The following is an 18,708-nucleotide window of genomic DNA, read 5'->3' on the forward strand; positions in this document are numbered from 1 at the left end:
CTTTACGCGCGGCATTTGCCACGTTCATTTCATTTCTTGTTGCAGGAATGATACCTCTTTTTCCGTTTTTATTGGGTTTTGAAAGAGCATTCGAGTTTTCCGTATGGATGACGATGGCGACCTTCTTCTTGATTGGTGCGCTCAAAAGCAATTGGTCTCTTAGCCCCTGGTGGCTTTCCAGTATTGAAACGGCACTCATTGGAGGGTCTGCAGCCGCATTGGCATATGGCGTTGGCGCGTTGTTTCATATGTAAAGATTTTGCGCTTCATTTCGATTTGAAGACTGTGATTTCGCTCTGTTTGAAGTTTTGCATGGAAATCCGCCATTCTGATTTTGGTTTGATCAATATCAATGGCCCGCCATTGGCGCGGTTTAATCTCTTTGTCGGAAGACGTCCCAATATCAGAGGAGCGCCGGATATGGACGACGAGAACCGCCCGAAGAAAACCTTCATCGAGGAAATCGAAGTTGCAGGAGATAAGCTGGTAGAGCGTGTAAAAGAGTTGGCCAAAGAGGGTAGCGTTCGTCAGTTGAAAATCCTTGCTGACGACGGGGATGTATTTTTGGAAACCCCTCTGAACATTGGTCTTGCGGTCGGTGGTGTTGTGGTACTGGCCGCACCTTGGCTCGCGATACTTGGGGTGATCGCCGGACTAGTGACAAAAGTACGAATTGTGGTCGAGCGAGAAGTCGAAGACGAAACCTCTGATATGATCCAAGGTTCTAAGACGGACCACAAAGACATCGATTAATTGACTGATGTTCTCAAAGGCTTGCCCGAAAGGTAAGGGCTGGCCTTAGACTCACCTTTTTTGAATGGAAACGTAAATGCTGAGCAAGAAAGCTCTTAGGGTATGAAAAAAGATCAGAAGCCGCTGCGTGCTGTCGCGAGAGTTCTCCGGCGCTGGCTATACCAAGATGAGGTTTCGGCAAAACCTGGACGCTCAATTCATTTCTTTTCAGTCTCGTTGGGTTTTATTCTGATGGGATGCACAACAACCGTCTCAGACGATGTGTCGCGAGACGCAGGACAGATGATTTTTGCCGACAACTGTGTTGAATGTCATGGCGCAGATGCGAAGGGCGATGGGCCCTGGGCGAAAAACTTAAAGACACAACCCGCGGACCTTACCAAAATCGCGAGCAGAAGAAATGGGGTCTGGCCGATGCTCGAAGTGATGTCGATCATTGATGGATATTCGAAGAAAACCATACCACGTGAGGAAATGCCGATCATCATCGGCCTTAGTGAAGGACCAATGGTGGATTTTGACACCGGAAACGGTTTGGTTGAACCCACACCTGCGCGTTTGGTTGCTATTGCAATTTATCTCGAAAGCATTCAGTCCCCAACGCCCAGGCAATACGTTCCCTGAAGCGGGAAGTTCATTTAAAAGTGGACATCCTTGCACCCTACCAGGTTCAATGTTTGCTTTGCATAAAGCCTACGCCCCATTAGCTAAATACATATCCAAGGTCTCATGATGGGATTCAGGAGCTGCTTCACCCAGCAATTTAGCCTTTGCCGATTTCTGCAAACTGGAGAAGTGGCCGGTTCATACATTGGGACCGAGACCAACAAGAGCGGCCTTGATTAACGGCCCGGAGTTCATTGCAGCTCCGCTCCAGGACTGGCTCAGACGCGTTGGCATCCAGCCGATGCAGATCTACCCAGGATCACCCTGGGAAAATGGCTACAACGAACGCTTCAATGGAACACTCCGTCGCGAAGTCCTCAACGCCGAATGGTTTCACACAACCAAATCTGGCCACATCATGCTCTGAACATGCGACCGCCAGTCCCAGAAACCTCATTAGAGAAACCCCAAATCACTGGTACTGAACGAGGGGGCTAGACATTCAACGAAACCTTCGACCCTGATTTAACCGCCGCAATCCCTGTTCCGGCATGCACTGTGCCCTGTTCAGTCATAGAAAATTCCCTGTTAGCGCGAGCAGGGAAAATCGCCATAACTCGTTGAAAAACCGTTGTTAAACAGAACGAAAATTGCTCGACTACCCTTAAAATAAGCAAATTTCCCTGTAAACAGGGATTTCTGGACCAGAGACCAGTACGCTCAGGACTGAGTCCACCGCCATTTTAGTGCGCTACCGCCTCCGGCGACTTGAGCGCGCTCTGGGTTCGAACTTTGCCGAACCACTCCGCCAGCATACCTGATGTAACCGCGTCATGCCCTGCCACATTCCGCCCTCATAGCGTCACGAAATCGCGCCATGGCGGGGCCAAATCTGCCCTATTAACACACTATCAACCCTGACGGGGGCGCACAGATTGAGGCAGAGCTGTGTGATGTCAAACGAGCAAGAAGAACCCACATTCGTGCGTCACGCGAAGCTTTTTGAGCTTTTGCGGCAGGAGAACATTGCAACTCAGCATACCACTTCAGCGGCACAGCCCGTGCAAGAGCGTCAGATGAGCGAACAGGAGCTTTTGTCGCGCGCTTTGGGGTCTCTCAATCCGCGTGGTTAATCCGCACCGCGAAACCCTGTGGCCACCACGAATTTTTCGGAACTGTCCGCGCGGGATGCGGGTGGTTTGACGTTGGCGACCTTGGTGAAACGCTGTTTCAAGAGCTTTTGAAGCTCGCCCTCCGCACCGCCGGCCAAAACCTTGGACACGAATGTGCCGCCGTCATCCAGCACGTCGAAGGCCAGATACGCGGCCGCTTCGCAAAGCGCGATGATCCGCAAGTGGTCGGTTTGCTTGTGTCCTGACGACGCCGCGGCCATGTCAGACATCACAACATCTGCCTTGCCACCGAGCCAGTCCTTCACCTTGTCATCGGCCCCGTCTTCCATGAAATCGAGCACATGAATCTCGCATCCGGGGATGGGATCAACCTCTTGCAGGTCTATGCCAAGGATGGTGCCAACTGCTTTGTTCTTTTTCTCAGCAAGCGCGTTTACACGCGGCACCGCCACCTGACACCAGCCGCCGGGGGCACAGCCCAGATCGACCACCCGCGCGCCAGGCACCAGAAAGCGAAACTTGTCGTCAAGTTCCATGATCTTGTAGGCCGCGCGCCCTCGATACCCCTCGGCCTGCGCGCGCTTAACGTATGGATCGTTGAGCTGCCTTTGTAGCCAACGGGTAGACGAGGACCTGCGTCCCTTGGCCGTTTTCACGCGCACGGTCAGATCGCGTTGTCCGCGACCGGACGTATTTTTGCCAGTGGGTTTCTTGGCCATTAGGGGCACCCCTCGCCCAGCACGCCATCTGCAGCCATTTGTGCATAGAGCATTCCTTCACGCAGACCGCGATCAGCTACAGACAGGCGGTCTGTTGGCCAACAACGCAAGAGCGCCTGAAGAATTGCCGCGCCCGACATTATGAGTGCCTGACGATCCAGCCCGATGCGCGGATCGGACCGCCGGCCTTCGGGACCCATGTGCAAATACGTGCGGATCACCTTGTCAATCTCGTCACTGGTCATGCGCAGACCATCAACCTTGTTGCGGTCATAGCGTTTGAGACCCAGATGGCTTGCCGCGACAGTGGTGACGGTGCCCGAGGTGCCCACGATCTGAAAGCCATCGCGCGGGGGTTCATCTTTGTAGGGTGCAAACTCGGCCAGGTTTTCCTCAAAGAACCAACTCATCAGCGCAAAGCGTGCTGCGTCATCTTCCACATCTCGAAACTGGTCACGCAATGTCGCGACGCCCAAGGGCACGCTGATCCAGTCGACAACACGCGCCTTGGAGCCTTCGCCGTCGCAGGTCGGAAACCCGCCATGCATGCGCATGATCGCGCCCGCGCGCTCACTTGGACGCACATCCTTGAGATCAATCCACACAAGCTCAGTCGAGCCGCCGCCAATGTCCACGACCAAAAGCTGCTCAGTCTTTTTGCTAACGAGCGGCGCGCAGGACACCACGGCCAGCTGCGCCTCTTGCTGCGGTTCGATGATTTCCAGCGGAAGACCTGTTTCGCGCCGCACCCGCTTCATGAAGGACGCACCATTGCTGGCGCGTCGGCAGGCTTCGGTTGCCACCAGCCGCATGCGGTTCACCTTGTGCCGTTTTATCTTTTGCTGGCACACGCGAAGCGCCTGAATTGTGCGGTAAATTGAGGATCGCGACAGCTTGCCCGAGTTTTCAAGCCCGGCACCCAGTTGAACTGATTTTGAGAAGCTGTCCACGACTTTGAACTGGTCGCCCTCTGGTCGGGCAATCAGCATACGGCAACTGTTTGTGCCCAAATCCAACGCCGCATAGAGCGGCCCGGGAGTGGGCTTGATCAGTGCGGGGCTCTCTACCTGTTTCGGGATAGCGCCCGCACCAACGGGACGCTTGGGCGTCATTACTTACGCCCTCCATTTCGAGTTGATTACAAGGTAGTCATCCGATGGCTTTCGCGCAAGCATTGAACGCGCCTCATATGAGACTTGACCGGAATTCAAGGCCCCGGCAGTGGCCGGACGCGGTCAGAGCATCTATATCGGCTAGAAGACCAGATGAGCCAAAGGTCGCTCGGTGACCGTGTTAAGTCGAAAAACGACACCGTGCCGCATCGGGGCTGCATTATGAGGGGACAACTGAGGATGAGGAATCAGCGATGGTAGATGTCACTGTGGTGTACTGGCGCGATATCCCCGCGCAGGTCATTGTCGGCAAAGGCCGTCGGGGTGCCAAACGGCCATTGCCCGAGCGCTTTGAACAGGCCATTGACCGGGCGGCGATGAAAATTGGCGCGGCGGACACCGATGCCTACCTCGCCGAATGGCGCAAGGCCGCGCCCTACCCTGTGGACGGTGAGGCCGAAGCGGTGGCCGAGGCCGAGGCCGCGCGGCTGGACACGGAATACGACCAAGACCGGATCAAGGAATTGATCGCAAACGATGGCTGGGCCAACTCAAATTGAGCAAAAGCCCAAAATCTTTCTGGGAGGCCGCGATGGCTTTGTTGAACTTCAAAAGACGCGAGACACCAGGTGAGCGCGTGGTCACACCGGAAATGGAGGCCTTTCTCAAGGGATACTCCATAGAGGTCATGCCACGGACAGCTGAGAAGGTTGAAAACTTCCGTGATCTTCTGCCCAAAGGCACCCGTGTCTACATCGCCCATATCGAGGGCACGCCGATTGAAGACATGGTCGCCACGGCCAAACGTCTGGCCGCCGATGGCTATCCCGTCATGCCCCACTTCCCGGCGCGGATCATCAAGGATCAGGCGGTGCTGGAAGACTGGATTGCGCGCTATCAAGGCGAGGCCGGTGTCGATCAGGCGCTTTTGCTCGCCGGTGGTGTGGAAAAGCCCCATGGCGACTATCACAGCTCCATGCAGCTTTTGGAGAGCGGTGCGTTCGACCGTGCCGGGTTCAAACGCTTGCATGTTGCGGGCCATCCTGAGGGGAATAAAGACATTGATCCAGACGGCAGCATGAAGAATGTCGAAGAGGCGCTTCGCTGGAAGCAGAAATTCTCTGAAACCACCGACGCCGAGATGGCGCTGGCCACGCAGTTTGCCTTTGACGCAGGTCCCATCATCAAATGGGCCGATGATCTGGCGGCGGCCGGGATCACCCTGCCCGTCCACATTGGCATCGCGGGTCCGGCCAAGCTTCAGACGCTGATCAAATTCGCCATCGCCTGTGGTGTCGGGCCGTCGCTCAAAGTGCTGCAAAAGCGCGCGATGGATGTCTCCAAGCTTCTTCTGCCCTATGAGCCGACCGATGTTCTCAGCCAACTGGCCGCCCACAAAGCCACCAATCCGGATTTCAACATCACCAACGTGCATTTCTTCCCATTGGGCGGGATCAAGACCAACGCCACCTGGGCGATTGAAAATGGCGGCGCGTCCACCGTGCCTGCCAGCCAGCAAGGATAAACCATGACGCAGACCATCGTCGAAAGCAAAACCAAGACCGCCGTGATCGGCTTTGATCAGCCCTTCTGCGTGATTGGCGAACGGATCAACCCCACGGGGCGCAAGAAACTGGCGGCTGAGCTTGAAGCGGGTGATTTTTCAACCGTTGAGGCGGATGCGGTGGCGCAGGTGGCCGCTGGGGCCACTGTGCTCGATATCAATGCAGGCGTGGTTTACAACTCCAACCCCGATCCCAACCAGACCGAACCGCCGCTCATGCGCAAGGTCGTAGAACTGGTTCAAGGCCTGGTAGATGTCCCGCTTTGCATTGACAGCTCGGTACCAGGCGCCTTGGAGGCCGGGTTGGAAACCTGCGAAGGGCGTCCTTTGTTGAACTCGGTCACGGGTGAGGAAGAGCGGCTTGAAGCCATTCTGCCGCTGGTGAAAAAGTACAATGTGCCTGTCGTGGCCATCTCCAATGATGATACGGGCATCTCCGAAGACCCTGATGTGCGCTTTGCTGTGGCGAAAAAGATCGTCGAGCGTGCAGCTGACTTCGGCATCCCGGCCCATGACATTGTCGTGGACCCGCTGGTCATGCCCATCGGCGCGATGGGCACCGCCGGTCAGCAAGTCTTTACCCTTGTGCGCAAACTGCGCGAGGAACTGGGTGTGAACACGACTTGTGGTGCGTCCAACATTTCGTTTGGCCTGCCCAACCGCCATGGCATTAACAACGCCTTTTTGCCTATGGCGATGGGCGCTGGCATGACGTCGGCTATCATGAACCCGATCGCCCTGCCTGTGAAGGAGGCCGAGAAGGCCGCTAAACGCGCCGAAATCGAAGCGGCTGGCATTGTTTTGCCAGAAGACATGGATGACGAAACCTTCTGTCAGCTCTTCGGCCTTGGCTCCACCAAACCGCGCCCGGGCAAGGAAATGGAAGCCATTCGAGCGGCCAACTTCCTGACCAACAACGACCCGCATGGCGGCGAATGGATCAAATTCAACAAGGCACCACTGAAACCCGGCGAAGAGGCCGCAGGCGGACGTGGCGGACGTGCTGGTGGGCGACGCAGACGTCGGGCATAAGGCGCGTTGATCCCACCTTTGAAGCGCAAAAAAGGCCCTGCATGCTGTGCAGGGCCTTTTTATTTGTGTGGGCGTTTAAGAAGTTTGAAGCCTTATGCAGGTGCCATTTCTTCCTCGGTTTTATGCAGACCCACAACCATCAGGACAGTGGCGCCAAGAGCAAAATAATACCAAAAATCAAGACCAACGAAGCCCAGCACGAAGGGGGCGGCAACAAAAACGGCCCCAACCGCACCGTCAACCGCCAGATGCAGCCAATAAGGCAGAACGCGGAACAAACCCAGATGGTGATCCGTCAAAATTGTTAGAACAAGTGCGGCTGCGCCTGTGGCAACTGACAACCACATGGCAAGCGGGTTTTCTGCACCCAAGCCAAAGAGAAATGGCATGACAAGCAGGCCAAGCGCGACCGGATAGTCCAGGTAGGCGTGAATAGTTTTGGTGATGAAGCGAGGCATAGGGTGTTCCTTTCAAAGTTTGCGTGCGTCTCTATTTGACAAACTTATGAGGGCACACCTCACTTTCCATTCTAGATTGTTCGCCTTTTCATGCAGATCGTTCAAGCGTGCGTACGTTCAGGGATTTCTTTCTAAACGCTGCAGGTGTTGACCCGGTCTCTTTTTTGAAAACGCGCGTAAAGGCAGAGTCAGACGCGTAGCCCGCCTTCTCTGCAACATCAGTTAGCGTATTTGTTGTGTCCAGAAGCGCTTGTTTGGCGATCTCCATGCGCCAGCCGGTTACATATTCCATTGGCGTGATCTCCATTTGTTTTTGAAACGCCACCGCGAAACTGGTGCGCGACATTCCTGCAACCCGCGCCAACGCTTCGACAGACCAAGTCTGCTGTGGGGATTTGTGGAACGCATCCAAGGACAGACAGAGTTTTTCGTCAGCAAACCCCCCGAGCCCGTATTTCGCCCCGGCGCCGCTTTCGAGGAAAGCGCGAATGGCCTGTGCAAGTATCGCTTCTGACATCTTCAAAGCAATCAGGTCGCCGCCCATGCGTTTTCCCCCTGCCTCATCACCGATAACCCGAAGCGTTGCCTCCATCCACTTTCCCGCGGTCTCTCCGTAGTTCTTTACGTGGACCAAAGGCGGTAAGCGGTCAAAAAGAATGTGACGCGAGGTGGGCTCGAATGAAAAATGGCCGCAAATCAGCTGCGTTTCGCTGCTTGGTTCTGAATTACCACCATATACGAGAACACCAGATCCATCATAACCGGAATCTTCCAGAACGGTATCCAGAGGCTTCACTGCCGTTTCCGCTTCGTGATCATAAAACAAATCATGAGACGCGCCATGCGGGATGATAATCAAATCCCCTTGTTCAACAGACACCACTTCATCTGTGGCCTTCACACGCACCTTGCACGCGCCGCGATGTGCATAGTGAAAACGTGCTACGTTCTCGAAGCTTGGAACACATACGCCCCACGGCTTTGAAAAAGACGTGCGAAAGTACAATGTTCCGCGCATGGACAGGCGGGTCAGGATATCACTGAGTAAATCAAGCATAACACTTAGATATCACGTCATGCCGCTTTGTACATCAACGTGAACGATCTGCACAAGAATACGTACGTGGTAGCATTCAAAGGCTGCTACGCCCTGGTTTATCGAACTTACATGAGAGAAACCGGAGGATTACTCATGAAAAAATTGATATCAGCACTTGCCGTTGCCGCTGCGTTTATCGGTGCGCAGGCCACTGCGCAGGATATTGCGAATATGAGCGACACGGAATTTGCGCACATCGCATACACTGCTGACAATATCGATATTCGATATGCACATCTGGCGCTGGCACTATCGGACAATCCCGAAATCAAGAAATTTGCCAAAACCATGATCAGCGACCATGAAGCTGTGAACGAAGCTGCGCTTGAGTTGCTGGCCAAACTTGGAGCCACTGCTCAGGATAACGCTGTGAGCCAGGCGCTGAACGAGCGTGCAGACAACATCATCAATGAGTTTTCTCAACTGCGCGGTGCCGCCTTCGACAAAGCGTATGCCGAAAACGAACTGGCCTATCATCAAGAGGTCAACGCCTTGGTTGAGGGTACAATGATCCCGAACATCGACAATGCTGAGGTCAAGGCGCTCTTTGAGCAAGGTCTGAAGATTTTTAAGGCACACGAAAAGCACGCAGAAATGATGGTAAAGAGCGTGCAGTAATGTGCTCTGATTTCTCGCGCAGACATATCTTGATCGCAGGAGCGGCCGCGTCAGTGGCCGCTTTAACCAACCCTGCCAAAGCCGAGGTTCGGTCGAAGATACACGACGTCCGCATAAAAGATTTCGTGTATGTCCCGGATACCCTCCATGTACATGTTGGCGACACTATAAGGTGGATCAACGATGATCTTGCTCCCCATACCGCCACGGCTTTGGAGTTTGGTTGGGACACAGGTGAGCTTAAACGCGGTGAAAGTGCCGAAGTCGTTGTTTCCGAAAACATGGAAACAGCGTATTTCTGTGTGTTTCATCCGCACATGAAGGCTCAACTTGTCATTTCCTGAAGCGTTTGGCTCCAAGTGATGACCCAAGTCTAAGGCGAATTGTGTGAGTTGCTGCTCAGGTCAGACGAATTAGCCCTGACCTGACGCGACCATTTCTTCAAGCACTTTGTCCAGAGACTGCACAGCACCGTGCTGAAGATACTCCATGGCCCGCAGCGCCGCTTCATGCGCCTCGATGCTGGAGCCTGCGACGCAGTCCTCGATCACGCGGCAGAAATAATCGCCCTGATGCGCATCCACAAAGGTGTAGTGCACGCAGACATCCGTCAACCCGCCCACCAGAATCAGGGTTTCGGCCTTCAGACCCCTGAGCAGGATCTCAAGATCGGTTCCGTAAAAGGCCGAATAGCGGCGTTTCTGGATTTTGTAATCATCGGGACGAATGCCCAGCTCTTCAACGGCCAGTTCTGTCAGGGGATTGTTGTCGAGGCAGTGCACGTCCTCGTCCCCATCCGTCTCACGGCCCATGTCGACCAGATCGGCACGGTGGATTTCCTGAATAAAAATAACCGGAATGCCCACCTCACGCGCTTGATCTATGGCCTTACGCGATTGCGCCATGCGCTCGGCATAGTCCGCCATATGCGCAATGGCGCGTTCGTCGTCCGAGAGCGGTGCAAACGTCGACTTCTGGATATCAATCACGATGAGCGCCGCGCGTCCCTCGATCAGGTTGCGTGCTTTTGCATGTGCCATGATAACTCCCTCTGCCTCACCCATCGAGATGCAGATACACCCGGCGGTTCTGACGGCCCTTCTTTTCGATTTTGCCAATGCGAAGCTTGCCGATCTCGCCGGTGCGCGCCACATGCGTGCCGCCACAGGGTTGTAGATCGACCTGCGACTCACCTTCGCCAATGCGCACCAATCGCACCTGCCCTTCTCCCACAGGTGGCTTGACGGACATGGTTTTCACCAAACCTGGGTTCTCACGCAGTTCCGCATCTGTGATCCAGCTTTCGCTGACCGGAAGATTGAGCGCCACCATTGCATTGAGCAGCTCTTCCAGCTTGGATTTATCCTCTGGAGGCTCTGCCATATCAAAATCGAGCCGTCCTTTTTCGGTGCTGATGGAGCCTCCCGTCACCGGCAAAGGCAGGACCACCGATAGCAGATGCAAGGCCGTGTGCACGCGCATGTGCCGATAGCGCCGGTCCCAGTCAATATGCTGCATGACCTCCGTGCCGGCCGGTGGCAAGGGCTGTGGCTCGGCGGGAATGAGCGCAATCTGCCAGGCGTCGAGCTTAATCGTCGTCGCAATTTCAAGCGTCGCATCGCCCCAGACAATATGACCGCTATCCCCCGGTTGCCCTCCGCTTGTGGGGTAAAAGAGCGACTTGTTCAGGACAATGCCCCCTTCGGGTGTATGTGCCGTTACATGTCCCTTGGCATCACGGGCGTAGGCATTCAGCAGGAACAACCGATCGGTCATCGCCCGCCTCCATCACCGTCCGCGTCCCCTTTGCCAGCATCCAGATCCTCGGGTGTGATATGGGCGGACATGTCCTTGGATTTGGCGGGAACTTCCTTGGCTTGATCTGACGGAGGGCTTGGCAGTGCTTCGGGGTTGCGGATCCAGATATCACGCTGCGCGAAGGGCACTTCTATTCCTTCTTCCTCAAAGCGTCTGGCGATTTCGTGATTCATCTCGGAATGCACCGACATCACGTAGTTCACATCGCGCAAGATCGCGCGGATTTCGAAATCAAGCGACGAGGCCCCGAAGGACCGGAAAAGAACAGCAGGCGGCGGGTTCATCAGCACCAGAGGATGCGCATCCGCCACTTCTTGCAGGATGGTCTCGACCTTCTTTGTATCGGTCCCATAGGCCACGCCCACCGGCACAATGACCCGCCCCACAGTGTTCCCGCGGGTGTAGTTTGTTACCCTACCACTGACGAGGTCAGAGTTGGGCACGATGACATCTGAACGATCAAAGGTCTGAATGATAGTCGACCGCACCGATATATCACGAACCGTGCCATGCACGCCGCCCACTTCGATCCAGTCGCCTTCGGAAATCGGCCGTTCAATCAAAAGAATGATGCCAGAGACAAAGTTCGACACGATGTTTTGCAGGCCAAAACCAATACCCACAGACAGCGCACCGGCGACAATTGCGATGGAACTGAGATCAATCCCGGCACTTGTGATCGCGATCACCGCCGCCAGGAAAATACCGAGATATCCGACGCCCGACACAATTGCATTACGCCCTCCGGCATCGATGCGCGTCTTGGGCAGGATGGTATTTTTCAGCGCTCCTTGCACCATGCGCGTCGCAAGATACCCCAGCACAAAGACCAGCGCGAAGGTGAGGAAAATCATCGGCGAGATGCGCACACCACCGATGCTGATCCCGTCTAGCACCTGCGTCCAAAGCTCGGTCAGATCCGCAACTCTGGCACCCCAGATCAGGGCAAAGATTGGCAGCGAGGCCAAGACCAGCAGAAAACCGATCAGGATTGGGATCAGAGACTCCGCAGCCCCTTCCCGGTTGCCCGTGATCAGAACATAGACCTCGACCACCAGACGCTGCAGTACCAGTAGCACCGCCAACATCTCAAGCGACGCCAGCGATGGCAGCATGAGGGATTCAGCCAGTCGGAAATACCCGATGGCTGCGAGAAGAGGAGTGACAAAGGCCAGCACGACCAGCCCCACAGCCAGCAAACTGATGAGCTTGGTTCTGTAGCTTTCTTCACCATCGGCTTCGGACGAGTTGCGGACATGCACACGGAGCAGATTGGCCAAGCGCCAGAGCAAGAAGCTGGACATAACCAGCACAGGGAATACCACCACATTCCTGGCCGCATCACTCCAACCGGAAATGTCACCGACATCGCGCAGGAACACTGCGGTAGCGGCGACCAGACCCAGACAAGCGCCAAAGAAACGTCCCCGGGACCTTTGTGTCGCGTCCAGAACCAAAGGCAGCGTTCGTGCTTCATCGGCTGGGAACACCCGGGTGGCCAGCCAGCGCGCAAGAAGAAAGGCAAACGCGGCGGGTACAAAAGCCGCAAGAAGCTGATCGCCGCGCAACCCGACAAGCCCGGTGGACACAACGGCCTCGATCAGCAGCAGTATGCCAACGAAAGGCAGCACCAAACTGCCAAGAGAGACAAGGAACCCGGTGATCCAAAGGCCCGCACCTGGGCTTTCTCCCAGGACGCGGTTGGTTAAGCGGCGGCTCCAGACCCTGCCGCGCGACACGAGGATAAGGCCAAGCAGGGTCAAAACCGCAACGACCGGCAGACTGTTTTTGGTTTCGGCGGCCTGAACCGGGTTGCGCCAGGCTTTGGACACTTCTCCGGAAAGCTGTGTCAGTGTCGCAGGCAGCGCCGCTAGACCCGCGGCCCAGTGCGTTGGGTTCAGAGGTGATGGCCCAAATTCCAGCAACTCCTCGGCCTGTCGGTCACGAATGATCTTATCGATACCGCGGATAAGCCCATCCGCTCTGCTGAAGGCCAGTTCGGCGCGCAGAACAGGGGCATTCAATCGGTCGAAACGGTCCTGCAACAATTGGCGATTGGCGGCGACATCTTCAGGTTCTTCCCCCTCTTCGGGCACGGGACCGAGATCACTGATCTGGCGGCGCACAGTGGCGAGCGCGTTGCTGTTGATGCTCTGTGCGTCAAGAAATTGTTGTCTCCAGCTGGCAAGGTCTTCGCGCAGGGTTTCAAGCGCTGTGGTCGACGCGCGCGCCGCTTCAATCGCCTCATCCGCACGGTCAGCTGTCCGGATCCAGGTCTCATAGTCCGGCTCAGCTTCTGACAGCTGCGGTACAGATTGCGCCTGTGCGCTTTCCACCTGCATCAAAAGAGGCGCGGCGGCGCAAAACGCCAAGGCCAACAAGAGGAATAAGCCTTTCAAAAGGCGTGTCATTCCACGAATACTCCGGGGATGCTTTGTGGGCCGGTTGTCATCCAACTGGCCACAGGCAAGTCTTTTTCGCGCAGGAAATCAGGATTGAAAAGCTTGGATTGATACCGTGTGCCATAGTCGCAAAGGATGGTCACAATGGTATGCCCCGGTCCCATTTCCTTGGCCATGCGGATGGCCCCGGCGATATTCACGCCGGTGGACGCGCCCATGATCAGCCCTTCATGTTCGAGCAGGTCAAAGACAATCGGCAGGGCCTCTTCATCAGTGATCTGATAGGCAAAATCGGGACTTAACCCTTCGAGGTTGGCCGTCACCCGCACCTGCCCGATCCCTTCGGCAATTGATCCACCCTCGGAATCGAGCTCTCCCTTGGTGAACCATGAAAAAAGCTTAGCTCCCATTGGATCAGCAAGGCCAATTTTCACGCCCTTGGATTGCAGCGCCATGGCCACGCCGGTGAGGGTTCCGCCCGAGCCGCAGGCACAGATAAACCCATCGACCTTGCCCCCGGTTTGCTCCCAGATCTCAGGGCCGGTGGTTTCGATATGCGCTTGGCGGTTGGCGACATTGTCGAACTGATTGGCCCAAACCACGCCCTTGTCCGAGGTCTCGGCCAGTTTTTCGGCCAGACGCCGCGAGTAATGCACGAAATTGTTCTGATTGGCATAAGGGGCGGCTGGCACCTGCACCAATTCAGCCCCCGCCAGACGCAGCATGTCTTTTTTCTCTTCGCTTTGCGTCTCGGGGATCACGATCACCGTCTTGAATCCCATAGACGCACCGACAACGGCCAGACCAATGCCGGTGTTGCCCGCTGTCCCTTCGACGATCGTTCCGCCGGGTTTGAGATCACCCCGCGCAATTGCATCGCGAATAATAAAGAGCGCTGCGCGATCCTTGACTGACTGGCCAGGGTTCATGAATTCCGCCTTGCCATATATCTCGCAACCCGTGGCCTCGCTGGCTTGACGCAGCCGGATCAAAGGGGTGTGGCCGACGGCGTCGGCGAGGTCCTTGGCGATGCGCATGATGAGGCTCCCTGTCAGTGCTGCGCCCAGATTTAGAGCCTCTCTCGGGCTAACTCAACCAATAGAACGCAGGCGCGGTCGTTCCCGTTCCAGCCACAAGAGCAAAAGCACCAAAGGCCCGATATTTGCCTCGCCGGTTCGCGTGAGGTTTAGTGCATCCTCAAAGCTCAGGACATGTGTGCGAATGTCTTCGTGTTCGGTCTCGAGCCCGCCCTGCCCCTGTGCCATATCCGGCAGGTCGCACAGGCCCACATAGCAATGAAAGACCTCCGTTGAGCAACCGGGTGAGCAGTAATGACTGGAGACATGCTTGAGGGTGTGCAGGTCAAGCCCCGCCTCCTCGACACATTCACGGCGGGCTGTGGTTTCGGGTGCTTCACCGGGGTCCACACGCCCAGCAACAGGCTCCAACACCCATGGAAGCGGGTCGGCGCGCCCAAATGGTCCCATTCGGAATTGCTCTACAAGGAGGACCCGGTCACGCACCGGGTCATAAGGCAGCACGATCGCGGCATCTGTGGCCACAAACACTTCCCGCACAACATCTTCGCTTTGCCCGCCATCGAATGTCGGATGCCGCAGACGGTAGCTTCGCGTTAGAAAATAGCCCTCATGTGTGGCGCGCTCGGCGCCAACTTCGACATTTTCAGAAGACAGCGCGGTTCGGATGGCCGATGGCGCAGTTTGCAGAGCAGCCACGCGGGAATGGGCGCGGGCCAGGATCATTGGCATGCGTGCCGCAACTTCACTGACGTCATGTCGACCGTAATAGCTCATGATCTCCTCTATTGCATGCAACAGCATTGGGAGTTGCGTAAGCTCCCACGCCTTCACCAGTGTTGGATTTTCGACTGAAGCTACGAGAAAAATAGTCGTTTCTTCGCCTTCAACTGCACAGTCAGACGGCGCAAGTTTGAAGCTTTGTGCCAGGAAGCGCAGACGTTTCGCATGCTCTACAGGACAGGTTAAGATTTGGCCGTCTGTTGTCGCATCGAGTGCAGGCACTAATCCCGGTATCACGGTAAACGCCCCTGCTCCAGACGCGTAACCAGCCAATGAAAATGGCCTTAGGTCCTGTTCTGTGTCTCCAAGAAGATGCGAAAGCACGTCTGACCTGGCCAAAGCGCCGGTCAGGAAAAACCGGCATGTCACGTCAGGACCACCGCTTGGCAATCCACTCGCAGACAAGCCCAAGAACCGCGCCACCGCCGAACATCAAGATCGCAAGTGGGACATGGAGAATTTTTATTCCGTAGTCCACTGCGATTTCAAACACAGCCACTATCCCCTGAACAGGGCCGCTATACCGGCTCTCCAGGGCAAGCCGTAACATTTCGTTCAGGCTTTGAAAGAACAGCGCCCAGAAAATCAGCGCAACCACGCCAGTCAAACCAGCACTGATCCCGTCTATGTACCCACGGTTCAGACGCGTTCCGATAACAACCCAGCCAACGACCAATCCCAGGAAGACGTTAAATTCATTAAACCAACCGAAATCTGTGCCTTCCGGCATCAGAGGACGGATCATTTCAGAAGCATACCACGCAATAACCGCAAGTCCGATGGCGGCCACCGCCTTGCCCGTGGTTGGCATGTGATCTGTTAGAGGCATTTACTCCGGCCGTGCGATAGTGATCTGTGTCACATCGCAATTACCCGTTAAGAACGCTCCCGCACAAGAGGTCAGATAAAAATTCCACATCCGTTGAAATCGTGCATCAAAGCCCAATTTCGCGACCTGATCCCATTTTTCATTGAATGTCTCGTGCCAGCGCCGAAGCGTCTGCCTGTAACTTTCACCAAATTCAATCGACCTTTGCACTGTAAGCCCTGCGCGTTCAGCTTGTGTTTTTAAGGCTGACGGACTGGGAAGCATGCCACCGGGAAAAATGTATTTTTGAATGAAATCAACATCATTCTTGTAGGCTTCAAAGCGATGGTCACCCACAGTGATGATTTGTAGCGTGGCATTGGCCCCAGCCTTGAGGCGGGCGCGGACGGTGTCGAAGTAAACCGGCCAGTATTTCTCGCCCACCGCTTCAAACATCTCGATGCTGGCAATACCGTCATATTGCCCCTGCTCGTCGCGATAGTCCTGTAGCTTGAACTCTACTTGATCAGAAAGTCCTGCTTTTTCAATACGTTCTTGCGCATAGTTGAACTGCTCTTTGCTGATGGTCAGCCCTGTGACCTTCAATCCCCGCTCTTTGGCGGCGTATTCGGCAAATCCACCCCAGCCGCAGCCGATTTCAAGCACGTGATCCCCGGGTTTCACTCCCATCTGATCAACCATCGAGGCGTATTTTGCGATCTGCGCCTTCTCAAGGCTTTCCTGACCTGTCTCGAAGATAGCACTGGAATAAGTCATCGTGTCATCGAGCCAGAGCGCATAGAAATCATTTCCCAAATCATAGTGATAGCTGATGTTCTTACGCGCCTGTTTCCTGGTGTTGCGCTGAAACCAGAAGCGCAGCTTCTCATAGAGTTCAACCAGCTTCTGACCGGGGTAGCCGTTATACATGTCGTCGTTGTCGGTGTTCACGAGATCCATGAAGGCCTGCAAATCCGGCGTGCTCCACCAGCCATCCAGATATGCGTCGCAAAACCCAAGATATCCTTCGCGCACAAGCCGCGCAAAGACATCGTCATTGTGAATATCGACATGCGCCACCGGTCCTGGCGCGGCGCCTTCAACGCGAAACACCCGCCCATCGTCCAGACCAATGTCCAGCCGTCCATGCTGCAATCGCTGAGCCACGGCAAACATTTGACTGAAATAGCGCGGCAGATCGCGCTGACCGCCTGTGTCTGTCAGGATCATGACACCCCCACTCATGTCATCTTCGTTCGACAGTAAGGGGTTAACGGGATGACCCGCAAGGGAATTTGTCAGAGTATTCAAAACGTTCTGGCCTCATATGCTTGTAGCGCGCGGTTGCGTCCGCCGCTTAGATCGACGATGCGTTCTGGGTAAAGCGCCGAGGCCGACAAGTTCCAGCTTTTGGGAACGGCGTCGAAGTAGCTCAGCGCGGTTTTGGTGGGGTTTTCGTGACCTTCGGCGATCCAACGACGGCGGTAGACGCCGTCAGGATCAAACTTCTCGGCCTGTGTTTCGGGGTTGAAGATTCGAAAGTACGGTGCGGCGTCCGGTCCGCTTCCTGCCGTCCACTGCCAGCCCATCGCATTGGCGGCAATGTCCCAGTCGGTCAGGCAATCCTCAAACCAGCGCATTCCGATTTTCCAATGTGTCATCAGATGCTTGGTGAGGTAACTTGCGACAATCATCCGGGCACGATTGTGCATCTTGCCGGTCACATACATCTCACGCATGGCGGCATCGACGAAAGGCTCTCCTGTGCGTCCCTGTTTCCAGGCAGCGACCTCGGGATGATCCTCATCCTCGTTCCAGGGAAATGCATCCCAATCCGATTTCCAGTTGCCTGCAAGGATTTCGGGTGTGTGATAGACCAGATGGTAGGCAAACTCGCGCCACACGAGTTCCTTGAGCCAATGTTCTGCCCCTCGTCCTCCGCCTTCGTCCAAGGCACGCTGTCCTGCATGCCAGCACTGGCGCGGAGAAATCTCGCCATAGGTGAGATTTTCGGACATGCCCGATGTCGCATCAAGAGCAGGCATGTTGCGGTCATCTTTGTAGGGCGGGATCGAATTGGCCATGAACCAGTCCAGCCGGTCGCGTGCGGCCTCTTCCCCAACCCGTTGATGTGGCAGACACACGGGCGCTCCGCGCTTCATCGCGGCCCCCATTGCCCATTGATCCAAGGTTTCCGTTTCAGGCCAGGTTTCCGGCGCAGGGAGTTTTGACGGCGCGGCCTGAGGCTCGGGCACGGTCCTGTCGCGTACTGCGCGCCACATCGGTGAATAGACCCGGTAAAATCCGCCGGTTTTGGTCTCAACCGTCCATGGTTCAAACAAGACATGACCGGCGAAACTCTCAGCCTCGACGCCACGCTGCTTGAGCGCGCCCTTGATTAATGTATCGCGCGCGATAGCATCCGGATCGTAAAGCCGCGACCAATGTACGGCCGTTGCACCGGTCTCAGAGATCAGTTGCTCCAGCACAGCCATGGCCTCGCCACTGCGAAAAATGAGCTGGCTGCTCATGTCATCTAGGCGCTTGGCCAACTGCGCCAGGGACAGACCCAGCCGCCATTTGGGCGCCGCTCCCAAAGAGTCCACACTATGATCGCGAATGAACACCGGGATGACTGGGCCACTGCGTTTGACCGCGGCTAAAAGCGCGGGATGATCAGCCAGCCGCAAATCACGGCGCAGCCACAAGATGGTGGGTGACGTGTCACTCATTCTGGCCGTGCCCCCGTTGTTATATAAGAGCAAT

General features: G+C 55.7%; 21 protein-coding genes and 1 pseudogene. 10 read left to right on the forward strand and 12 right to left on the reverse strand.

Features of this window, described 5'->3' with window-relative positions:
* Window positions 1-26: 26 nt before the first annotated feature.
* The 5 genes and pseudogenes from RZS32_RS16955 (at window position 27) to RZS32_RS16975 (ending at window position 2,492) form a co-directional block, all read left to right on the forward strand.
* Entirely contained in the window at window positions 27-254 is a 228-nt protein-coding gene (locus tag RZS32_RS16955; protein ID WP_336623555.1) for a VIT1/CCC1 transporter family protein, read from the forward strand.
* Window positions 226-753: a DUF4342 domain-containing protein gene (locus tag RZS32_RS16960; RefSeq protein ID WP_317054739.1), complete on the forward strand. Its 528-nt coding sequence runs from the start codon at window positions 226-228 to the stop codon at window positions 751-753. The genes RZS32_RS16955 and RZS32_RS16960 overlap by 29 nt, the downstream gene beginning before the upstream one ends.
* Window positions 754-855: 102 nt before the next feature.
* Window positions 856-1,377: a cytochrome c gene (locus RZS32_RS16965; protein WP_317054740.1), complete on the forward strand. Its 522-nt coding sequence runs from the start codon at window positions 856-858 to the stop codon at window positions 1,375-1,377.
* Between the two features lie 220 nt (window positions 1,378-1,597).
* Window positions 1,598-1,857 (forward strand): annotated as a pseudogene (locus RZS32_RS19040) (integrase core domain-containing protein); the annotation flags it as partial.
* Window positions 1,858-2,312: 455 nt separating this feature from the next.
* The gene (locus RZS32_RS16975; RefSeq protein WP_317054741.1) at window positions 2,313-2,492 is read left to right on the forward strand and encodes a hypothetical protein; all 180 of its coding nucleotides are present in this window, start codon (window positions 2,313-2,315) and stop codon (window positions 2,490-2,492) included.
* Here the strand turns inward: RZS32_RS16975 and RZS32_RS16980 are convergent.
* Both RZS32_RS16980 and RZS32_RS16985 read right to left on the reverse strand, forming a co-directional pair.
* Entirely contained in the window at window positions 2,489-3,211 is a 723-nt protein-coding gene (locus tag RZS32_RS16980; protein WP_317054742.1) for an RlmE family RNA methyltransferase, read from the reverse strand. The genes RZS32_RS16975 and RZS32_RS16980 overlap by 4 nt on opposite strands.
* Window positions 3,211-4,323, reverse strand: a complete 1,113-nt coding sequence (locus RZS32_RS16985) for a Ppx/GppA phosphatase family protein (RefSeq protein WP_317054743.1) — start codon at window positions 4,321-4,323, stop codon at window positions 3,211-3,213. Before RZS32_RS16985 ends, RZS32_RS16980 begins: the two co-directional genes overlap by 1 nt.
* 254 nt (window positions 4,324-4,577) lie before the next feature.
* Here RZS32_RS16985 and RZS32_RS16990 point away from each other — a divergent pair, with 254 nt between their 5' ends.
* From RZS32_RS16990 to RZS32_RS17000, 3 genes are read left to right on the forward strand one after another with little or no spacing between them, the layout of a single operon-like run.
* Entirely contained in the window at window positions 4,578-4,883 is a 306-nt protein-coding gene (locus RZS32_RS16990; RefSeq protein WP_317054744.1) for a virulence factor, read from the forward strand.
* Between the two features lie 32 nt (window positions 4,884-4,915).
* Complete coding sequence (locus tag RZS32_RS16995; protein ID WP_317054745.1) at window positions 4,916-5,848, forward strand: methylenetetrahydrofolate reductase; 933 nt, start codon at window positions 4,916-4,918, stop codon at window positions 5,846-5,848.
* Between the two features lie 3 nt (window positions 5,849-5,851).
* Window positions 5,852-6,919: a methyltetrahydrofolate cobalamin methyltransferase gene (locus RZS32_RS17000; RefSeq protein ID WP_317054746.1), complete on the forward strand. Its 1,068-nt coding sequence runs from the start codon at window positions 5,852-5,854 to the stop codon at window positions 6,917-6,919.
* A gap of 92 nt (window positions 6,920-7,011) precedes the next feature.
* On the opposite strand, the gene RZS32_RS17005 is transcribed toward RZS32_RS17000, so the two are convergent.
* Together RZS32_RS17005 and RZS32_RS17010 are read right to left on the reverse strand one after the other, a co-directional pair.
* The gene (locus tag RZS32_RS17005) at window positions 7,012-7,377 is read right to left on the reverse strand and encodes a hypothetical protein (protein WP_317054747.1); all 366 of its coding nucleotides are present in this window, start codon (window positions 7,375-7,377) and stop codon (window positions 7,012-7,014) included.
* A gap of 88 nt (window positions 7,378-7,465) precedes the next feature.
* A complete protein-coding gene (locus RZS32_RS17010) occupies window positions 7,466-8,434 on the reverse strand; it encodes an AraC family transcriptional regulator (protein ID WP_317054748.1) in 969 nt (322 codons plus the stop codon).
* Window positions 8,435-8,500: 66 nt separating this feature from the next.
* Here RZS32_RS17010 and RZS32_RS17015 point away from each other — a divergent pair, with 66 nt between their 5' ends.
* Both RZS32_RS17015 and RZS32_RS17020 read left to right on the forward strand, forming a co-directional pair.
* A complete protein-coding gene (locus RZS32_RS17015) occupies window positions 8,501-9,094 on the forward strand; it encodes a DUF4142 domain-containing protein (RefSeq protein ID WP_339106731.1) in 594 nt (197 codons plus the stop codon).
* Window positions 9,094-9,438 (forward strand): cupredoxin domain-containing protein, encoded by a 345-nt coding sequence (locus tag RZS32_RS17020; RefSeq protein ID WP_339106732.1) that lies wholly within the window; start codon window positions 9,094-9,096, stop codon window positions 9,436-9,438. Before RZS32_RS17015 ends, RZS32_RS17020 begins: the two co-directional genes overlap by 1 nt.
* Window positions 9,439-9,507: 69 nt before the next feature.
* On the opposite strand, the gene RZS32_RS17025 is transcribed toward RZS32_RS17020, so the two are convergent.
* From RZS32_RS17025 to RZS32_RS17060, 8 genes are all read right to left on the reverse strand, one after another.
* A complete protein-coding gene (locus tag RZS32_RS17025) occupies window positions 9,508-10,134 on the reverse strand; it encodes a cysteine hydrolase (protein ID WP_317054751.1) in 627 nt (208 codons plus the stop codon).
* A 16-nt stretch (window positions 10,135-10,150) separates the two neighbouring features.
* A complete protein-coding gene (locus tag RZS32_RS17030; RefSeq protein ID WP_317054752.1) occupies window positions 10,151-10,870 on the reverse strand; it encodes an alanyl-tRNA editing protein in 720 nt (239 codons plus the stop codon).
* Window positions 10,867-13,323, reverse strand: coding sequence for a DUF3772 domain-containing protein (locus RZS32_RS17035; protein WP_317054753.1), 2,457 nt, complete (start codon window positions 13,321-13,323; stop codon window positions 10,867-10,869). The genes RZS32_RS17030 and RZS32_RS17035 overlap by 4 nt, the downstream gene beginning before the upstream one ends.
* Entirely contained in the window at window positions 13,320-14,351 is a 1,032-nt protein-coding gene (locus RZS32_RS17040) for a cysteine synthase A (RefSeq protein ID WP_339106733.1), read from the reverse strand. Before RZS32_RS17040 ends, RZS32_RS17035 begins: the two co-directional genes overlap by 4 nt.
* 54 nt (window positions 14,352-14,405) lie before the next feature.
* Entirely contained in the window at window positions 14,406-15,539 is a 1,134-nt protein-coding gene (locus RZS32_RS17045) for an NUDIX domain-containing protein (RefSeq protein WP_339106734.1), read from the reverse strand.
* Window positions 15,505-15,963 carry a TrgA family protein gene (locus RZS32_RS17050; protein ID WP_317054755.1) on the reverse strand — a complete coding sequence of 153 codons (459 nt, stop codon included), beginning with the start codon at window positions 15,961-15,963 and terminating at the stop codon, window positions 15,505-15,507. The genes RZS32_RS17045 and RZS32_RS17050 overlap by 35 nt, the downstream gene beginning before the upstream one ends.
* The gene (locus RZS32_RS17055) at window positions 15,964-17,172 is read right to left on the reverse strand and encodes a cyclopropane-fatty-acyl-phospholipid synthase family protein (protein WP_317057814.1); all 1,209 of its coding nucleotides are present in this window, start codon (window positions 17,170-17,172) and stop codon (window positions 15,964-15,966) included.
* 77 nt (window positions 17,173-17,249) lie between these two features.
* Entirely contained in the window at window positions 17,250-18,674 is a 1,425-nt protein-coding gene (locus tag RZS32_RS17060; RefSeq protein WP_317054756.1) for a cryptochrome/photolyase family protein, read from the reverse strand.
* Window positions 18,675-18,708 lie beyond the last annotated feature (34 nt).

The sequence above is a fragment of the Roseovarius sp. W115 genome (assembly GCF_032842945.2).
Lineage (GTDB): Bacteria > Pseudomonadota > Alphaproteobacteria > Rhodobacterales > Rhodobacteraceae > Roseovarius > Roseovarius rhodophyticola.